The 16,463-nt window shown below is 61.1% G+C and carries 17 protein-coding genes and 3 pseudogenes; 6 read left to right on the top strand and 14 right to left on the bottom strand.

Going from position 1 to position 16,463, the window contains the following annotated elements; translation table 11 throughout:
• Window positions 1–82: 82 nt before the first annotated feature.
• A pseudogene (locus tag MHI61_RS14680) lies at window positions 83–1,418 on the bottom strand (hypothetical protein).
• 338 nt (window positions 1,419–1,756) lie between these two features.
• Between MHI61_RS14680 and MHI61_RS14685 the strand changes: the two are divergent.
• The gene (locus tag MHI61_RS14685) at window positions 1,757–2,227 is read left to right on the top strand and encodes an MEKHLA domain-containing protein (RefSeq protein ID WP_239792536.1); all 471 of its coding nucleotides are present in this window, start codon (window positions 1,757–1,759) and stop codon (window positions 2,225–2,227) included.
• A gap of 55 nt (window positions 2,228–2,282) precedes the next feature.
• Here MHI61_RS14685 and maiA read toward each other — a convergent pair whose 3' ends face one another.
• The 4 genes from maiA to hppD all read right to left on the bottom strand — a co-directional run bounded on the left by maiA (window position 2,283) and on the right by hppD (window position 6,507).
• The gene (gene maiA / locus MHI61_RS14690; RefSeq protein WP_239792537.1) at window positions 2,283–2,915 is read right to left on the bottom strand and encodes a maleylacetoacetate isomerase; all 633 of its coding nucleotides are present in this window, start codon (window positions 2,913–2,915) and stop codon (window positions 2,283–2,285) included.
• Window positions 2,912–3,937: a fumarylacetoacetate hydrolase family protein gene (locus tag MHI61_RS14695; protein ID WP_239792538.1), complete on the bottom strand. Its 1,026-nt coding sequence runs from the start codon at window positions 3,935–3,937 to the stop codon at window positions 2,912–2,914. Before MHI61_RS14695 ends, maiA begins: the two co-directional genes overlap by 4 nt.
• Window positions 3,938–3,955: 18 nt before the next feature.
• Entirely contained in the window at window positions 3,956–5,317 is a 1,362-nt protein-coding gene (hmgA, locus tag MHI61_RS14700) for a homogentisate 1,2-dioxygenase (RefSeq protein ID WP_239792539.1), read from the bottom strand.
• Window positions 5,318–5,397: 80 nt separating this feature from the next.
• A complete protein-coding gene (hppD, locus tag MHI61_RS14705) occupies window positions 5,398–6,507 on the bottom strand; it encodes a 4-hydroxyphenylpyruvate dioxygenase (protein ID WP_239792540.1) in 1,110 nt (369 codons plus the stop codon).
• A gap of 128 nt (window positions 6,508–6,635) precedes the next feature.
• Between hppD and MHI61_RS14710 the strand changes: the two genes are divergently transcribed.
• A complete protein-coding gene (locus MHI61_RS14710) occupies window positions 6,636–7,136 on the top strand; it encodes an Lrp/AsnC family transcriptional regulator (protein ID WP_239792541.1) in 501 nt (166 codons plus the stop codon).
• A 42-nt stretch (window positions 7,137–7,178) separates the two neighbouring features.
• Here the strand turns inward: MHI61_RS14710 and MHI61_RS14715 are convergent, their stop codons facing one another.
• Window positions 7,179–7,640 (bottom strand): Lrp/AsnC family transcriptional regulator, encoded by a 462-nt coding sequence (locus MHI61_RS14715; RefSeq protein WP_010030248.1) that lies wholly within the window; start codon window positions 7,638–7,640, stop codon window positions 7,179–7,181.
• Window positions 7,641–7,763: 123 nt separating this feature from the next.
• On the opposite strand from MHI61_RS14715, the gene MHI61_RS14720 reads away from it, so the two are divergent.
• Window positions 7,764–8,555 (top strand): phenylalanine 4-monooxygenase, encoded by a 792-nt coding sequence (locus MHI61_RS14720; RefSeq protein ID WP_239792542.1) that lies wholly within the window; start codon window positions 7,764–7,766, stop codon window positions 8,553–8,555.
• Window positions 8,556–8,598: 43 nt separating this feature from the next.
• Here the strand turns inward: MHI61_RS14720 and MHI61_RS14725 are convergent.
• The 7 genes and pseudogenes from MHI61_RS14725 to MHI61_RS14755 all read right to left on the bottom strand — a co-directional run bounded on the left by MHI61_RS14725 (window position 8,599) and on the right by MHI61_RS14755 (window position 13,286).
• Window positions 8,599–9,590, bottom strand: a pseudogene (locus MHI61_RS14725) (L,D-transpeptidase).
• An 80-nt stretch (window positions 9,591–9,670) separates the two neighbouring features.
• Window positions 9,671–10,546, bottom strand: coding sequence for a hypothetical protein (locus MHI61_RS14730; RefSeq protein ID WP_239792543.1), 876 nt, complete (start codon window positions 10,544–10,546; stop codon window positions 9,671–9,673).
• A gap of 100 nt (window positions 10,547–10,646) precedes the next feature.
• Entirely contained in the window at window positions 10,647–10,961 is a 315-nt protein-coding gene (locus MHI61_RS14735; RefSeq protein WP_097579025.1) for a hypothetical protein, read from the bottom strand.
• 114 nt (window positions 10,962–11,075) lie between these two features.
• The gene (locus MHI61_RS14740; protein WP_239792544.1) at window positions 11,076–11,657 is read right to left on the bottom strand and encodes a BA14K family protein; all 582 of its coding nucleotides are present in this window, start codon (window positions 11,655–11,657) and stop codon (window positions 11,076–11,078) included.
• Complete coding sequence (locus tag MHI61_RS14745; RefSeq protein WP_239792545.1) at window positions 11,654–11,818, bottom strand: hypothetical protein; 165 nt, start codon at window positions 11,816–11,818, stop codon at window positions 11,654–11,656. Before MHI61_RS14745 ends, MHI61_RS14740 begins: the two co-directional genes overlap by 4 nt.
• 53 nt (window positions 11,819–11,871) lie before the next feature.
• A complete protein-coding gene (locus tag MHI61_RS14750) occupies window positions 11,872–12,774 on the bottom strand; it encodes a DUF1236 domain-containing protein (protein WP_239792546.1) in 903 nt (300 codons plus the stop codon).
• 113 nt (window positions 12,775–12,887) lie between these two features.
• A complete protein-coding gene (locus tag MHI61_RS14755; protein ID WP_239792547.1) occupies window positions 12,888–13,286 on the bottom strand; it encodes a DUF1236 domain-containing protein in 399 nt (132 codons plus the stop codon).
• 198 nt (window positions 13,287–13,484) lie between these two features.
• Between MHI61_RS14755 and MHI61_RS14760 the strand changes: the two genes are divergently transcribed.
• A complete protein-coding gene (locus tag MHI61_RS14760) occupies window positions 13,485–13,757 on the top strand; it encodes a hypothetical protein (protein ID WP_239792548.1) in 273 nt (90 codons plus the stop codon).
• A gap of 58 nt (window positions 13,758–13,815) precedes the next feature.
• Here the strand turns inward: MHI61_RS14760 and MHI61_RS14765 are convergent, their stop codons facing one another.
• The gene (locus MHI61_RS14765) at window positions 13,816–14,667 is read right to left on the bottom strand and encodes a methyltransferase domain-containing protein (RefSeq protein ID WP_239792549.1); all 852 of its coding nucleotides are present in this window, start codon (window positions 14,665–14,667) and stop codon (window positions 13,816–13,818) included.
• A 162-nt stretch (window positions 14,668–14,829) separates the two neighbouring features.
• Here MHI61_RS14765 and MHI61_RS14770 point away from each other — a divergent pair, with 162 nt between their 5' ends.
• Both MHI61_RS14770 and MHI61_RS14775 read left to right on the top strand, forming a co-directional pair.
• Window positions 14,830–15,006 carry a hypothetical protein gene (locus MHI61_RS14770; RefSeq protein ID WP_170964719.1) on the top strand — a complete coding sequence of 59 codons (177 nt, stop codon included), beginning with the start codon at window positions 14,830–14,832 and terminating at the stop codon, window positions 15,004–15,006.
• Window positions 15,007–15,070: 64 nt separating this feature from the next.
• Window positions 15,071–16,459 (top strand): annotated as a pseudogene (locus MHI61_RS14775) (sensor histidine kinase).
• Window positions 16,460–16,463 lie beyond the last annotated feature (4 nt).

A 16,463-nucleotide genomic window follows, 5' to 3' on the forward strand; every position in this document is an offset into this window, starting at 1 on the left:
GCTCGGCCTCACTCAGGAATGTGAGTTTCCCAACATTTCTTCCTCCGAGCAACCACCGGTCGCTCGTCTTTGGGCCTGCGCGCTACTTGCTCGTATATCGGCGGGAATTGGCATCGCATTTGTGCCACTCCCAGTTTATTCCGGCTTCGCCTTCATGGCCGTAGCACCAGTCGACGCGATTGAGCAGCGGACCGAGTTCGTCGCGCCGTTTGCATGCCCGTAGCGTCTCGGTGCCCTCGCGATCGACACTCGTGCGGCAGAAGTCGTCCAGTCCTGTCCACTGATGGATCAACCGGTCCGGCGCCTTGGCTCCCTTGTCCGTGGCGAGCACCTTTCCGGTCTCGGACTCGATCTGAAGAGAGGCCGTGTTCCACACGAAGGAGAATTCCGCCATGCCGGAGGAAGTCTTACCCGTATCCCTGTTTCCGGCAAACCACTCGACAACTCCCGACATTTCGCATTTTCCGGCACAGCTCGCAGTCACGGAACCGGGCTTGACGCTGTAGATGCGCTGCGGCCAGCGTTGGGCGAAGGTCGCCTTGTCCTTTAGCACGACGTCTTTGTCGACCGAGGTTCCGAAGAAGGAGACCTCGTCGGCATAGATGCTGTTCATGAAATCAAGCGCCGAGGCGCTGTCTTTCGACCATTCGTCATTGTATCGGTTGACGAAATCAACCGCTTCCGTGGTCAGGTCGCCGGGTTCGGATGCGGCCGCCTCCTCAGAAATCGCTTGAGTCCGGTGGCATGACGGCGGGTGTTGCGCTCACCTCAGGCGCGGCGTCCTGAGGCGGCGACGCGCTTTCCTGCGGCGCGGGCATGTCCTCGGGCGTGTTGATGTTCCAGTTCCGCATTTCCGCTGCAGTGAGATACCTGATATCGGTGCTGTCGATCGACAGGCTGAGCTGCAGCAGACTGGGGCTTACCCCCATATCCGTGAGATAGCCGATGACCTCCCCGGTCATCACTTGAACGGTCGAGACTGCCAATTTGTTGTCCATGGGAACATCGTCGGATAGGGAAACCCGATGCACGCCGATGGAGCCTGGCTCGGCAAACCTTTCAACGCCACCGACGAAGGCGAAGGCGCAAGCCGATGCACATTCCAGGGCTCTGATCTGGAGCGTTTTTGCATTCAGTGCGCGGAGAGCCCGGCCGAACCGGATCGCAGCGACCACGTTTCCGCCGGGCGAGTCAAAGCTGATATAGTCCGGATGGTACTGCGTATATTCATCGACAAGCGTCATCGGATCGTCGGAGAATTCGAACACGCCCTTTATCACCAGACCACGCTCTCCCGGCGCACCGTCCAGACGTTGGTAGGAAATTGCCGCATGCCCCTCTCCGGCCATGGCGACGAAGGCCAGCAGCATCGCTATCAACGAGACGGATTTCCGCATTCTTCCCCAGCTTTCGAGCACCTGTACCTCTCCTGTCGTCATTCGCAGCTTAGCTTGCGCAGGGTATAGCCGGATGACGAAATCACCTACCCCGGTGAATCCCGGCCGTCCGCCCCCAGCCGACGCCGATTACGGTCTGAAGAACAATAGCTTCGCAGAGAATGTTGATAGCGACCCCAGCAGCTTAAGATCAATGCACAACGGGCGATCCTCTGGCAAGCGTCACAATCAGAAGTGTTGGGACAAGGTAAATGCTGGGCCTCGCCGGGAAAGATCGCAGTTCGCAAGGCATCATAGACCTATGCAATAAATATCGGTTATGTCGCCTGCACCGAAGCATTTGACCAACGAGGCACTTCGTGACTTCTATCTATGACAATCACGCCCTCGACCTGACGAGCGATCTCGATTTCTTCTCCCTCCTCACCGGCAGCTACATGCGCATCGTTGGCCGTCCTCTTGTCCAGGACGGACAAGGGCCGGGCTGGCTTTACAATTCTGCTCCTTTCGTCGTGCTCGCCCACAATACCGAACCCGACCCGCGCTTCATCTACGCGAACCGCATGGCGCAGACCTGTTTCGAATATAGCTGGGATGAATTCATCGCGCTGCCGTCGCGGCTTTCGGCCGAGCAGCCGGATCGGGCGGAACGCCAGCGGCTGCTCGATAGCGTGACCCGCGACGGTTTTGTCGAGAATGGCCGCGGCGTCAGGATCGCGAAATCGGGGCGCCGTTTCTGGATCGAGAAGGTGACTGTCTGGCAGCTTATCGACGAAAGCGGCAAACGTTTGGGCCAGGCTGCGATATTCCCTTCGTGGCGGGACGCGTAGGCTCGCCGGCCAGCCGCCGGGCCTCAGCCTGATGCATTGTACCCGGGCGGTGACGTCACGGCTTTACGCGGTCGGGATGCGCCGCCTGGAAGGCCGGCAGTTCGGCACACCGGGCGTCGATCGCGACGATGCGCTTGAGATGCGTGAGATCGATGCCCCAGCGGCGGGCGTTATAGACTTGCGGGACAAGGCAGAGGTCCGCCATTGTCGGCGTATCGCCGAAGCTGAAGGTTGCGCCGGCTGCGCCGATCATATCTTCCAGTTTGCCAAGTCCGTCGGCGATGAAATGCTTCATCCATTCCTCGCGGGCATCCGCCTTCTCGGTCAGGGTCATGACATGCGACACGACGTGCATGTTGCAGATCGGATGGATGTCCATGGCGACTGCATAGGCAAGCGCGCGCACCTGCTGGCGATCGGCGCTGTCCGACGGCAGCAATCCGCATTCCGGCCGCAGCTCGGCCAGATATTCGATGATCGCCAGCGACTGCGTCAGGGGCCTTCCATCGATCACCAGGGTCGGCACCAGCCCCTGCGGGTTGAGCGCGAGATAATCCGGCTTCCTGTGCGCGCCCTCCAAGAGGTTGACCGGCACCGTCCTGTAGTCGATCCCAAGCAGGTTGAGGGCGATGCGGACGCGGTAGCTCGCCGACGATCTCCAGTAGTCGTAAAGAACGATCTCACTCATTGCGGTCCCGCCCCTCCATAGCGTTCGACGGTCTGCTCGATCGCCCCGAAGATCGAATGGCCGGCACGGTCTTTCATCTCGATGCGGACCTGGTCGCCGAACTGCATGAAGGGGGTGTTCGGCCAGCCGCTTTCGATCGTCTCGATCATCCGGATTTCGGCGATGCAGGAATAGCCGTCGCCGCCGTCTTCGACCGGCCTGCCCGGGCCGCCATCCAGCTTGTTGGAAACCGTTCCCGAGCCGATGATCGTCCCGGCGCGGAGATGACGGGTTTTGGCGGCATGGGCGATCAGCTGGCCGAAATCGAAGGTCATGTCGATGCCGGCATTGGCCTTGCCGAAAGGCTTGCCGTTCAGGCTGACGAGCAGCGGCAGATGCAGTCTGCCGCCATCCCAGGCGTCGCCAAGCTCGTCCGGCGTCACCGCGACCGGCGAAAAGGCCGAGGCCGGCTTGGACTGGAAGAAACCGAACCCCTTGGCGAGCTCTTCGGGGATCAGGCCGCGCAGCGACACGTCGTTGACGAGCATCACCAGGCGGATGGCGTTGCGCGCCGCCTGCGGGTCCGATCCCATGGCGACGTCGCCGGTAATGACGGCGACCTCGCCTTCCATGTCGATCCCATAAGCGGCGTCGGCCATCACGATCGGATCGCGCGGTGCAAGGAAACCGTCCGAGCCGCCTTGATAGATCAGCGGATCGGTCCAGAAGCTTGCCGGCATTTCGGCGCCGCGCGCCTTGCGCACCAGTTCGACATGGTTGACGTAGGCGGAACCGTCGGCCCATTGGTAAGCCCGCGGTAGAGGTGACGCAGCGTCATGCTCGTGAAAACGGAGCGTCGGCTGGGCGCCGGTCTCGATGCCTTCGGCAATCAGCTGAAGGCGCGGCGCGACATGCTCCCAGTCGTCGAGGGCCGCCTGAAGCGTGCGGGCGATGTGGCCGACTTCCGAGCAGCGGGTCAGATCGCGCGAAACGACGACGAGGCGGCCGTCCCTGGTGGAGTCCTTCAAGGTCGCAAGTTTCATGTTCCAATTCCGATGTTATCACTTGATACCGGGGGTTCCGTCGAACTTGCGTTCCAGACCGTCCCAGCACTCGAGATAATCGTCCTGCAGCGTTTCCAGCTCGGCGGCGTATTTCGTCAGTTGCTGCGGGTATCGGGTCTCGAACATGAAGGCCATGGTGTGATCGAGCTTCACCGGCTTGAGCTCGACATTGGCTGCCTTTTCGAAGGCGAGCGCATCCGGCCCGTGCGGCAGCATCATGTTGTGCAGGCTCATGCCGCCCGGCACGAAACCCTCTTCCTTGGCGTCATACTGGCCGTGGATCAGCCCCATGAATTCGCTCATGATGTTGCGGTGATACCAGGGTGGGCGGAAGGTATGCTCGGCCACCAGCCAGCGCGGCGGAAAGATCACGAAATCGACATTGGCGGTGCCGGCATCCTCGGTCGGCGCGGTCAGCACCGAAAAGATCGACGGATCGGGATGATCGAAGAGGATGGCGCCGACCGGAGAAAATGTCCTGAGATCGTATTTGAACGGGGCATAATTGCCGTGCCAGGCCACCACATCGAGCGGCGAATGGCCGATCTCGGTGACATAGAATTTGCCGCACCACTTCACATGAACGCGGCAGGGCTTTTCCTTGTCCTCGTAGGCGGCGACAGGCGTCTTGAAATCGCGCGGGTTTGCCAGGCAGTTGGCGCCGATCGGGCCACGCTCCGGCAGCGTGAATTTGGCGCCGTAGTTCTCGCATATATAACCACGCCAGGTGGTCTGCTCGCCTGATGTGAGGATCTTGAACATCATGCCGCGGGGGATGAGGCATATTTCGGCGGGCTCGACATCCATGATGCCCATTTCGGTGAACACCCGGATGGCGCCGAGCTGCGGCACGATCAGCAGTTCGCCATCGGCGTTGAAGAAATAGTCATCGACCATGTCCTCATTGAAGACATAGGCGTGGGCCGACATGCCCACCTGGGTCGTGGCGTCGCCGGCCGTCGTGATCGTGCGCACACCTTCGAGAAAATTCAGCCTTTCCTCGGGCGCAGGGATAGGGTCCCAGCGAAGCTGTCCGAGAGGCCGCGAATGCTCGTCGAGGCAGGGCGCGGTCTTCCAGAGCGGATAGGAGGCGTTCGAGAAGCGGCGCGTGTGGCGCACGCTCGGGCGAATGCGATAAAGCCAGGACCTTTCGTTCGTCCCGCGCGGCGCGGTGAACGGCGAGCCGGAAAGCTGCTCGGCATAAAGACCGTAATTGCATTTCTGCGGGCTGTTCTGGCCCTGCGGCAAGGCGCCGGGAAGCGACTCGGTTTCGAAGTCGTTGCCGAAGCCCGGCATATATTTCACCTTGTCTGCCGCCGCAGCTTCACCGCCGGAAGCCTGGATCGATGTCTGGTCCATTGCTCAACTCCTCCCTCGAAAACTCAAGGCCTGAAACTCCGGCGCCGCACGCCTTCCAGACGCACGGGCGCCCGTAGAGTTTACTCCGCCGCGGTCCCGATGGCACCACGCTTGATCTGATCGGCCTCGATCGACTCGAAAAGAGCGCGGAAATTGCCTTCGCCGAAACCCTCGTCACCCTTGCGCTGGATGAATTCGAAGAAGATCGGGCCGATGACGGTTTTCGAGAAGATCTGAAGCAGGATTTTCGTCATGCCGCCATTCACCACGCCTTCGCCGTCGATGAGGATGCCGTGCTTCTTCATGCGCTCGATCGGTTCGCTGTGGCCGTGCACACGCTCATAGGACATGTCGTAATAGGTCTCCGGCGGGCCCGGCATGAAGCGCAACCCGTTGTCGGCCAGCCGGTCGGTGGCTCCATAAATATCCTCGGTGCCGACGGCGATGTGCTGGATGCCCTCGCCCCGGTACTTCTTCAGATATTCCTCGATCTGGCTGGTATCGTCCTTGGATTCGTTCAGCGGAATGCGGATCTTGCCGCAGGGCGAGGTGATGGCGCGGCTGACCAGACCGGTGATGCGGCCGTCAATATCGAAGAAGTGGATCTGCTTGAAATTGAACAGCTCGCGGTAGAAATCCCACCACTTGTCCATGTTGCCGCGGAAGACGTTGTGGGTGAGGTGATCGAGATAGTAGAAGCCGATCCCTTCAGGGCGTGGGTTGCGTTCGCCCAGCCAATCGAATTCGGCATCGTAGGCCGATCCCTCGGCGCCATAGGTTTCGACGAAATAAAGCAGCGAGCCGCCAATACCTTCAATCGCCGGGACGTCCAACATCTTGTCATCGCCTTCATAGGGAACGGCGCCTTTGTTCACCGCATGGTCGAAGGCGTGTTTGGCGTCGACGACACGCCAGGCCATCGATGCGGCGCAGGGACCGTGCTTTTCTACGAAGCGGGCGGCATGACTGCCGGGTTCGGCATTGACGACGTAGTTGATATCACCCTGGCGCCAGACGGTGATGTCTTTCGTCTTGTGCCTGGCAACCGGAACATAGCCCATGCGTGTGAAGAGCTCGCTGAGCTTCTCCGGTTCGGGATGCGCGAACTCGACGAATTCGAAGCCGTCGGTGCCGGCCGGGTTGTCGGCGGTGATTTCCGACGGCGGTGCATCATGCGGGAAAGGACCCATTTTCTCCTCCTGAAGATTGGAGTTTGACTGTGCAAAGTGTGGCCCAAAACGCGCGCAAAGTTCTTGCATTCTTTCTGCGTTCAGAAGATATTATGCACGGTTCGTGAGCATTTTGGAGATTTTGCGCAATGGATGAACAGCTGGACAAATTGGATCTGCGCCTGCTCCAGGAACTGCAAAAGGATGGCAGGCTGACGAACAACGAGCTCGGCGATCGCATCGCCCTTTCACCGTCGCAATGCTCGCGCCGGCGCACGCGGCTGGAGTCCGAGGGCTATATCCGCAGCTACCGCGCCTATCTCGATCGGGAGAAGCTGGGGCTGGACATGCTGGTGGTCATTTCGGTGACGCTTGCCACCCACAACAGGGATAATGCCCGGCGGTTTTCCCAGCTGATCAACGGGCTGCCGGAGGTTCTCGAAGCCTATGCGCTGACCGGTGAAATGGACTACCACCTGAAGGTCGCGACCCGCGGGCTCGCCGACCTCTCCAAATTCGTCAACGATGTTCTGTTGCCGCACGAGTCGGTGCAGCACGTGAAAACCTCGATCGTGCTCGACACGCTGAAGACATTCGAGGGCTTTCCGGTGCGCATGCCGGGCAGCTGGCACGGCGACAGCGCGCGATGATCCCCACTCATCACCAATCGGAGACTTATTTGGCGACAAGCGTCAGAGCGGCAGTTCGGTCGAGAATTTCAGCTCGCGCAGCACGAAGCTCGACACGACGGTGCGTACATGCGGGTTGCGCATGAGGTAACGGGTCATGAAGGCTTCGTAGCTTTCCACGTCGCTTGCCCGGATCTTCAACATATAGTCGAAGGCGCCCGACAAGGCGTAGCACTCCATGATCTCCGGCCGTTCCAGCACCACCGAAGCGAAGGACGCGACCGCCTCTTCGTGGTGATCCTCCAGCGTCACATGGGCGATGACGCAGAGTTTGAGGTCGAGTTTGCCGGGATCGAGCAGCGTCACGCGCTTGCGGATAACGCCATCGGCTTCCAGTTCCTGGATCTTCCGCCAGGCGGAGCTCTGCGACATGCCGGCCTTCTCCGCCAGGTCCGCCAGCGACAGGCTGCCATCGGCCTGGATGAGTTTCAGAAGCTTGCGGCGAAAGTTCCCGGTTTCTTTCATTTTCACTCTCTTGATCGAGAATATTTTTCATCACTATGGCGATACGCGGCACGAAAGAAAAGAAAATCCGCCCGGCACGGAGCATAATCGCAGAAATAGCGCCATTCTCGGGAGGATCGGCCGATGACCAAAGAAAGCAGCTACACCGCCAAACTGCCCGGCCCGGACGGCCTCTACGACTACAGCCCCGAGGAAGATGCGATCTGGGGCGAACTCTACCGGCGTCAAATGAAGATATTGGCCGACACGGCCTGCCAGGAATATCTGGATGGCGTCAAACTGCTGGGCTTGAAGCCGGAGAAAGTGCCTCAGCTTCTCGATGTGAACAGACGCCTCAACGAAACCACGGGCTTCGGCGTCGAAGGCGTGCCGGCGCTCATCCCGCCCTCGCGCTTTTACGAACTTCTGTCGCAAGGCAAATTCCCGCTGGCAACCTTCCTGCGCCGTCGCGAACATATCGACTATATCGAAGAACCGGACCTGTTTCATGAGGTCTTCGGCCACTGCCCGCTGCTGACCAATCAGAGTTATGCCAATTTCGTCCGGCATTTCGGCGAAACGGCCATGCGCCTCGGCAAGGGCTATTCATGGCACCTGTTCCGGATTTTCTGGTTCACGGTCGAATTCGGCCTGATCAATACGCCGCAAGGCCGCCGCTGCTTCGGCGCCGGCATCGTCTCATCGCCGAGTGAGGCGAAGGCGGCAACCGAAGGCACGGCCTGCGAATTCCGGCCGTTCGATTTGTTGAGCGTTCTCAGGACGCCCTACCGCATCGATATCCTGCAGCCGATCTATTACGTCATCGACAGCTTCGCCGATCTGGAAGCGATCGTGGAGCAGGATATCGGCGGCATGATCCTCAAGGCGAAATCGCTGGGTGATTTTGCCCCGGCTTTCGAAGCCAAGGCATCGTAATCGCTGACACGGCGGAGCCCGGTGGATTGCAGGCCGGCGCGCCTCACTTCGGGGCGGCCGGGCTGCGATTGACGAAATCGACTAGGACGCCCGGCTTGACCATGCCGGCCAGCTCTTCGGCGTCCCAGTTCGTCAGCCGCACGCAACCATGCGAGCTGACCTTGTCGATGAGCTTGGGCTCCGGCGTCCCATGGATTCCATAGGTCGGCTCGGTCAGGTCGATCCAGACGCTGCCGACCGGCCCGTTCGGCCCCTTCGGGATCGTCAGGACCTTGTCGTTCTTTCCCTGCTTGAAGTTGCGCTTCGGGTCATATCGGTAGACCGGCATCCTCGCGACGCCCTTGACCTTGTGCTTTCCTGAGGGCGACGGATTGTCTTTGCTGCCGATCGTCGCGGGATAGACGGCCAGCAAAGATCCGTCCTCGGCATAGGCCAGCACCTGGCCTATCTTCTTGTCGGCCTCGATCCTCTTGACCTTGCCTTCCCTTACGGGGCCGGGGTCGACGACCCACACCGTGTCTCCAGGTGCAAACTGCGAAGCCGGGTTGAGCGCGTTCAACAGATCGAGACCCATATGGAAGCGTTCGGACAACTTTTCCGCAACGCTGGTATAGCCGAGGCTCTGCATCTTTGCTTTGTCGCCGTAATCTTCAGGGATCGTCTCGACGAGACCCGTGGCGTCCTCCGGCGAGACGACATAGCTTCGGACGATGGCGGCATTGTCTTCCAGGCGGGAAACGACCTCGGGATCCGGCCTGCCGTCGATAGGAAGCTTGTTCATGGCCTCGAAGCCGGCCACGGCCTTATTAACGTTCTCCCCGGACAGGCCGTCGATCACGCCGGGAGATGAACCGCCCGGTCGAGCAGGACCTGAAGACGGACGATCGCCGGATCCGGATCTGCGGGCGACGGCTTTGCCATCTCGATGTCGGTGATCGAGGCGGCATTGATCGCTTCGGGTCGGAGATCCCGCGCGGCGGCGCCGCCAACGGAGATGGCCAGCGCGAGCAGCGACATCGGCAGGGTTGTTTTCATGGACGACAAATGGCCGACGTGGGAATTTGTTCCCACGCGGACTGCGCACGCCCGGGACTGCCTCTGCGGCAACTCCGGCCCTACGGCGCCTTCGCGCGCTTCCTGGCGTCGCGTGATCTTGCCGCGCGGCGGGCGGGCCTCAGCTCTTCGATCGTCGGCAGCCACCATCTGGCACCTTGAAGGCGCGGTGTTTTTGCCGGCCACGTACGGACAAGCTCTTCGAATGTCGGCGCCCGCCAATATCCCCAGAGATCATCCTCGTTGACGCCAGGATAGAAGTCCGCAACGGGGTGGGCATCAACCAGTTCGCCGGTGATTTCAGTAAACACGACGATCCCATAGGAGGTGGCCACCGGACGTCCAATCGGCGGCAAGTCGCCGGCGGGAAGCGGGTAACGATGGCGCTTTCGTTCGGCCGAGCGAAGCCGGCTGCGCAGATCCTGTTCGCTCCCCTTGCGCTCCTCGGCGCGCCGCCGTCTCTCCTCCGGCTCGTTTCTGCGAGCCGCCGCTTCGATATGAGGCCATCGGCGTCTCAACTCCTCATAGGATCGGAAGGGGACGTGCCATAGACGAAGGTCGCCGTCCCACCGCGAGAACGGCACTTCGCGCAATTCGTCGACGACGGTCTTCGAATAGGGCGTGCGGATTCGAAAGCCTGCCTTGCCGAGTTCAAGATATGGACTGTCGATCGGATCGAAGGCGAAGGCATCGCGCCCCTTCGCATCCGCATGCGCGTCGGCCTCTGCCTCCAGCTCGGCAAGCCATCGTCCGATGCGGCGGGATGCCGTGCTGCCGGGAACGAACCAGGCCTTGCGATCATCGCTCCAGCGGGCGCGGGGGAAGCGTCTTCGGAATTGCTCGACAGTCATCCTGTCGTAGGGAAAGGATACATCCGCGCCGGGCTTTCGATCGTCTTCGCCGGAGGGCGCCGCGTCGGGAGATTTTGTTTCGGTCATGCGAGGAGAACGCTTGCGCACCGGGTTCGGTTTCCAGCGCAGTGGCCGCCGTACAGGTCATATTGAAAGGGTCACAGTCCCCGTCATTGCCAGGGCGAAGCTAGTGAACCGTCCTCGACGGCTTTTCCGGGCGGGAAATGTTATGCAGCGTCGCCATGAGCTTTTCGAACTCGTTCAGAACCCGATTGAACTCGGCGTCCTGCATGGTGACGATTTCCGATATCGTCGAGGAGACCGATGCAATAAGCCTGTCGATCCAGACACAGCGATCGGCCGGCACGTTTCCGAGAACCTCCTGACGCAGCGTCTTCAGCTCACGAAGGATGCGCATGATGAGGGCTCCCCGCTCCGCCCTGCTCAGGAACGGAAGCCTTGTCTGCGCCTGGTGGATTTCTGCTATCAGCGTCGTCGCCATCCCCACTCTCCGCCCTCAAATACAACCGGATATCACAACCGGTACGATTACAACACGGACTTTAGTCTGGCCTGCCCGCTCGCCGCGATTTCGTACGCCTCGCCCCGGCCATGGTTAGTTGCTGGTCGCGACCAGATCCGACACGTCGCAGCTTCGCCGCGGTCCGTCCCAGGGTTGATAGCTATTGTCTTCCGGCCGGTATGATCGATAGCGAGCGGCGCATCGGGCAACTGCCTGCGCATTCACTTTCGTACCGCCGCCTTCATCGCTTTCGGCGATATTCCGCTGAAACGGCGAAGAGCATTCGCGGGTCTCGCCGCTATAGGATCGGTAGCTATTGGTCGCCGGATCGAAGGAGCGGTAGCGCTGCGCGCACCAGGCGAGATGCTGGAGGGACAATTCTGGCTGCGGCGTCTGCAGCTTGCTCGCCGGGCGAGCGGGCTGCGTCGTTGTCCTTGACGCCACGGTCGTCGGCGCTTCGGTGACATAGCTGGAATAGAGCGGGGCAATTCGTTCATAATGCTGTTGGCGAGGATCGATTTTCACCGGGCTCGCCGTCCATAGATCGCCCGTGGCCAATTCCGGGAAAGCGTGCGGTTCGGAATCCGCCACGACGTGCGAGGCAACCGATACCGCGGCCATACAGGCGCCAACCGAACTGACGATGCCGAAGGCGACGGATGCAATGGCGTTCATTGGCCCGCCCCCTGCTGTTGCGCCTGGGGAACCCAAACGCGCGGCGCGGCACTGCTGTGGCCGCCGGTGGCGACAAGCGCGGCGAGAATGCCGGCGATTGCGAGCAGGATGGCGATCAGCGGCACGGCCAGGCCAGCGGATTTTTCTTCGGAATAGATCATGGTCCTTCTCCTTGGACCCGGCGACACAGACTGCCGCCGGGCGCCGCGGCGCTCTACGCCGAGATGATGTAGACGATGGTGAACGACGAGGGATCGACGATGACGATCCGGCCGTCCGCCAGGATGAAGAAGCGATAGGCCTTGTACTGCGGCACGATCTCGACGATCCGCGGCGGCAGCGGTTCGAGCCTGATCTTCTTCGGGATGGTGGTACCAACCGAGACCGTAAAATCCGTCTCCTGAACCGGCTCGACGTGAACCTCCTTCACGACGCTGCGGATTTCCGTCTGCTGCTCGACCGAGATGTTCACGTTGGTGGTGGTGTTCGTCTGGGTCTTGCTGCTGTCGACCGAGGTGTTGCTGTTCGACTGGATCTCGGTCGAACCGCCGGAAGGCTTCGCCTCGCCCGACTTCTGGGTTTCGCCGGAGCCCGTCGATGTGCCGGCATCCTTGCTGCCGGCAGGCTGCTGGCTTTCCGTCGAAGGTTGACCAGGATCGGTCGTCTTCGAGCTGTCCGAAGTTCCACCAGAGCCGGTTTCGCCGGAGCCTCCGCTCTGTGTCTTCGCATCCGACTGCGTCTTGGCGCCGGGCTCGGTCGCCTGGCTAGAGGATCCATCGGTGGTGGCTCCCGAGGATGCACCCGACGAGCTTCCGCCGGAGCTGGAAGGCTGCTGCGCACCCTGGTCAGTCGCTGTGCCCGGGTCAGTCGCTGTACCCGGGTCAGTCGCTGTACCCGGGTCAGTCGCTGTACCCGGGTCAGTCGCTGTGCCCGTGCCGCCCGGCGCGGCGGCGCCCGCATCCGGCTGCTCAGTCGCAGCGCCGCCGGACTGGCCACTTTGAGCGGCACCCTTCTTCGGAATGATCGGCGCATCCTGCGCCGAGGCGGAGATGAGGCCAACCGGCGAAACGCCGATCGAGAGTGCCGTCATCAGCACGGTAAATGTCTTGGTCTTCATAACGATCTCTCTGCTTTTTTCGGCCGCACGACGACGCTGCCGTCCATCGTGCGGCTGGTTCTGAAAGATGATTTTCGGAGGCAAGACGCGGCAGAGCCGCGTGTACGATCAGGTCACTTGATAACCTGGATCACCTTGCGAGACGACGGTTCGACTATGACGCGCTCGTCATTGACCACTGCGTAAGCATATGTCGGGTCGTCCGGGATCGGCGTCACAACGACCGTTTCCGGCAACGGCTGGCCGACGACAATTTTTTCCTTCACGACCACGCGCGTCGACGGTGCCGGAGCTTCGCGGACATAGGTGACGACCTTTTGCGGCGGCGGATCGATCGCCGTGCCGACAACTGCACCGGCAACGCCGCCGATAGCAGCGCCTGCGGGACCACCGACTATCGCTCCTGTGACCGCGCCGCCCGCCGCGCCGTTGACGGTCGAGGACTGGGCGAATGCGACGCCCGACATCAGGGACACGGCGGTTGCCGCGCCGGCAATAAGCTTCAAGAGCATATTTTCCTCCTTCTGTTTCAACACGGTCTTCGCGACCGCTGGCAGACCAACTAGCTGCGCACCGGGTCGTTCCAGCTCTCGGACCTCAGTCTGAGGGGGCCCGGCCATAGGTCCGAAACCCATTTCAATAATCGTTGCCGGCGCTATTTAAGGATCGCAGGGGCACCGCGTTGTGGGCATGGCAGGAGACTGAGGGAGATGACACGATCCAACCGCCGGGAAGCTGGACGCAGGCGCCTGGCGATGCGCCTGCCGCAAATACGGACGCTAATCATGGAGGCGCGCGAGCCTTGGCAGCTCGAGCTTTTCGAGGCCTATCAGATGGCGGTCGAAGCACGCGATCGTCTTCGGCGGCGACGGTTCAATCTGAAGCTGGTTCGGGAATATGACGAGACCTGCATCGAGATCGAGCAGCACGTCATCGACGCGATGCACGAACCCTCCCGTACAAACTACGGGATGGTCCCTTAATCAAAGCCTCCGCGCCGATCAGGCGTCCGCTCTGCATTTTGATCTGCGGCTGGAACAGTTACCGAACGCGGCCGGCGACGATGAACGCGCTCATGTCTCCGCAAGGGCTCGCGCCGTAGCGCGACGCTACCTGCTCCGCCACCTCATCAACGATCTCGGACATGCGCTCCGGCGCCCGCCCCTCGACCTCTCCTCTGAGAGGCGAACCCTTGCAGAATGCCGCCGCAACGTGATGGGCGGTGGCCGCGACCGAGGTCAACGTCACCCGATCGCAGGAAACCGCCTCGATGCCCGCCGACGAAACCTGTGCCTTGATCGCACCGGGGTCAAAATAGGAGTATGGCAAACGTTCGAGGAAGTCCGGGGGATCGGACGGAAAGAGCCTTCTCAGACATTCGTCCACACATCTTGCGAAGTCGTTGGCCGCAAGCGAATCCCATGTCGAAAACAGGAAACGGCCCCCGCTCCGCAAAACTCTTTTCGCCTCGCCATAGGCCTTCGGCTTGTCGGGAAAGAACATGACGCCGAACTGACAGATGACGAGATCGAACATTGCGTGGGCGAAGGGCAAATTTTGCGCGTCCGCATGCATCCAATGGGTCCGCGACAGCGTCAAGGACGGGGCGCCGACATCGATCATTGCCTGGCTGAGATCGGTGGCGACGATCTCGGCCGCCGGATCGAGCCTGGCGCGCAGAGCGCGCGTCAGGGCGCCGGTCCCCGCCGCGACTTCGAGCACGCTGACGGGTTTTAGCCGTTCGGCGACGTTCGCCATTTCCGACGCATAGGGTTCGAAGAGGATCGGCACAAGAAGGGCTTGGTAAAGGTCGGCGACGCCCTCCCCGAACGGTGTCGAAGAGGTGGAAAATGCGGCGTCTGCGCCGCCATCGATGTCCGCAGAAATTGTCACGCATACGCCTCCGAAACCAACTCCGTCGAACGGGAAAATATGGCTGAATCGGCCATTGTCCACGGTGATCGGACCATGGTCCCAAGCCTCTTCGACCGAAGTCCCCGGCGTGGAACGGGGGCCCGACGGCGTCGTTTGAAAGACACGGAAGGAGATCCGCACATGAACCGCAATAACAGATCCCATGTGAATGACGCCTGGAACGTCTCCGTCATCGCTCTCGTCGTCGTTCTGGCCGGCCTTCTCTATGCCTTTGGCGCAGCCATGTCAGGCGACGGCCTCCGGTTAACCGAGAGCATCAGAGGCGCCGAGGTCTTCGATACCAGGAATCTGCCCTGATCCTGTCTGGAAAAACTCTAAAGACGCTGTAGGTTAGTCGGCAAAATCACTTGCCGGTATCAAAATGAATTGGCTTCGCCGTTGGAATGCCCGCTCTCTCGCCTCCCAGTTTTTCATCGCGGGCGGCCTGGTCTCGATCGCCGTCATGTTTCTGGTCGGTGTTCTCGTGACCCATCTGATCGAGGAAGCCGTCATTCATAATTCCGGCGCGGCAACGGCGCTTTACGTCGATAGCGTCGTGGCGCCGCTGCTTCCCGACATGCAAACGGAATCGCTATTGGATGAGGGCACCGCCCAGGCGCTGGACGAGACGCTCGGCCAAGGCGCGCTGGGCAGGCGCCTTATCTCGTTCAAGCTGTGGCGAAGCGACGGCACCATTCTCTATTCGAACGTGAAAGAACTGGTGGGCCAGAAGTTTCCCGTAAGCGACAAGCTGCAGAAGGCATTCGCCGGGTCGCTCGTTGCGCGCTACGAGATCGCCGAAGACCCGGAAAGCGGCGTCGAGCGCGCGCTCGGCAAGCCGTTGATGGAAATCTACAACCCGGTTCTGCAGCCGTGGTCGGGCCAGGCGGTCGCCGTGCTCGAATTCTACGAGACGGCGGAGGGTCTCGCCGACAGTCTGGCACGTGCGAGGCTGCGGAGCTGGGGGCGGTCGCAGCCCTCACGGGGGTGTTTTTCCTCGTTCTCTCCGCCCTGGTATTTCGGGGCAGCCGCACGATAGAAGCGCAGCGCAAGGATCTCAAAGAACGGGTGACGGAATTGTCGGCGCTGCTCTCCGAAAATCGCGGTCTTCAGCGGCGGCTGCAGCGCGCTTCGCAGCGGGTGGCGGCACTGAACGAAACATATCTGCGCAGCATCGGCGCCGATCTGCACGACGGCCCGGCACAGCACATCGCCTATGCTTCACTACGAACTCGACAGCGACCTTTTGATCAACGCCTCTACCAAACCCGAAGCCCGGGAAAAGGAACTTGCCTGGATTCGCTCGAGCCTGGCCGAGGCGATGACGGAGATCCGCAATATCTGCAGCGGATTGGTGCTGCCACAGATCGAAAAATCCACGATCAGCGAGATCGTGTTGCGGGTCGTCGAAGCGCATCAGCACAAGACCGAAACCCTCGTCGAAACAATCATCGACGAGGATGGACCCGAACTCGCGACTGCCGTAAAGATCTGTATCTATCGCTTCATCCAGGAAGCCCTGAACAACGCCTATCGCCACGGCGGCGGTGTTGAGCAGACCGTGAAAGCCGTGTCGCACAACGGTCATGTCAGTGTCGAGGTCAGCGATCGTGGCGATGGTTTCGACCCGGCGGACGTGAGGCCGACAAGCCTCGGCCTGGTGGGGCTTCGCGAACGCATCGAGAGCCTGGGGGGATCCTTCGACATCAAGACAGGCGAAGGAGGAACGACCGTGACCATGACCTTCGAGCCCATGGAAGTTGGAGACTAGAGAG

It is taken from the genome of Rhizobium sp. K102 (assembly GCF_022385315.1).
Taxonomy (GTDB): domain Bacteria; phylum Pseudomonadota; class Alphaproteobacteria; order Rhizobiales; family Rhizobiaceae; genus Rhizobium; species Rhizobium croatiense.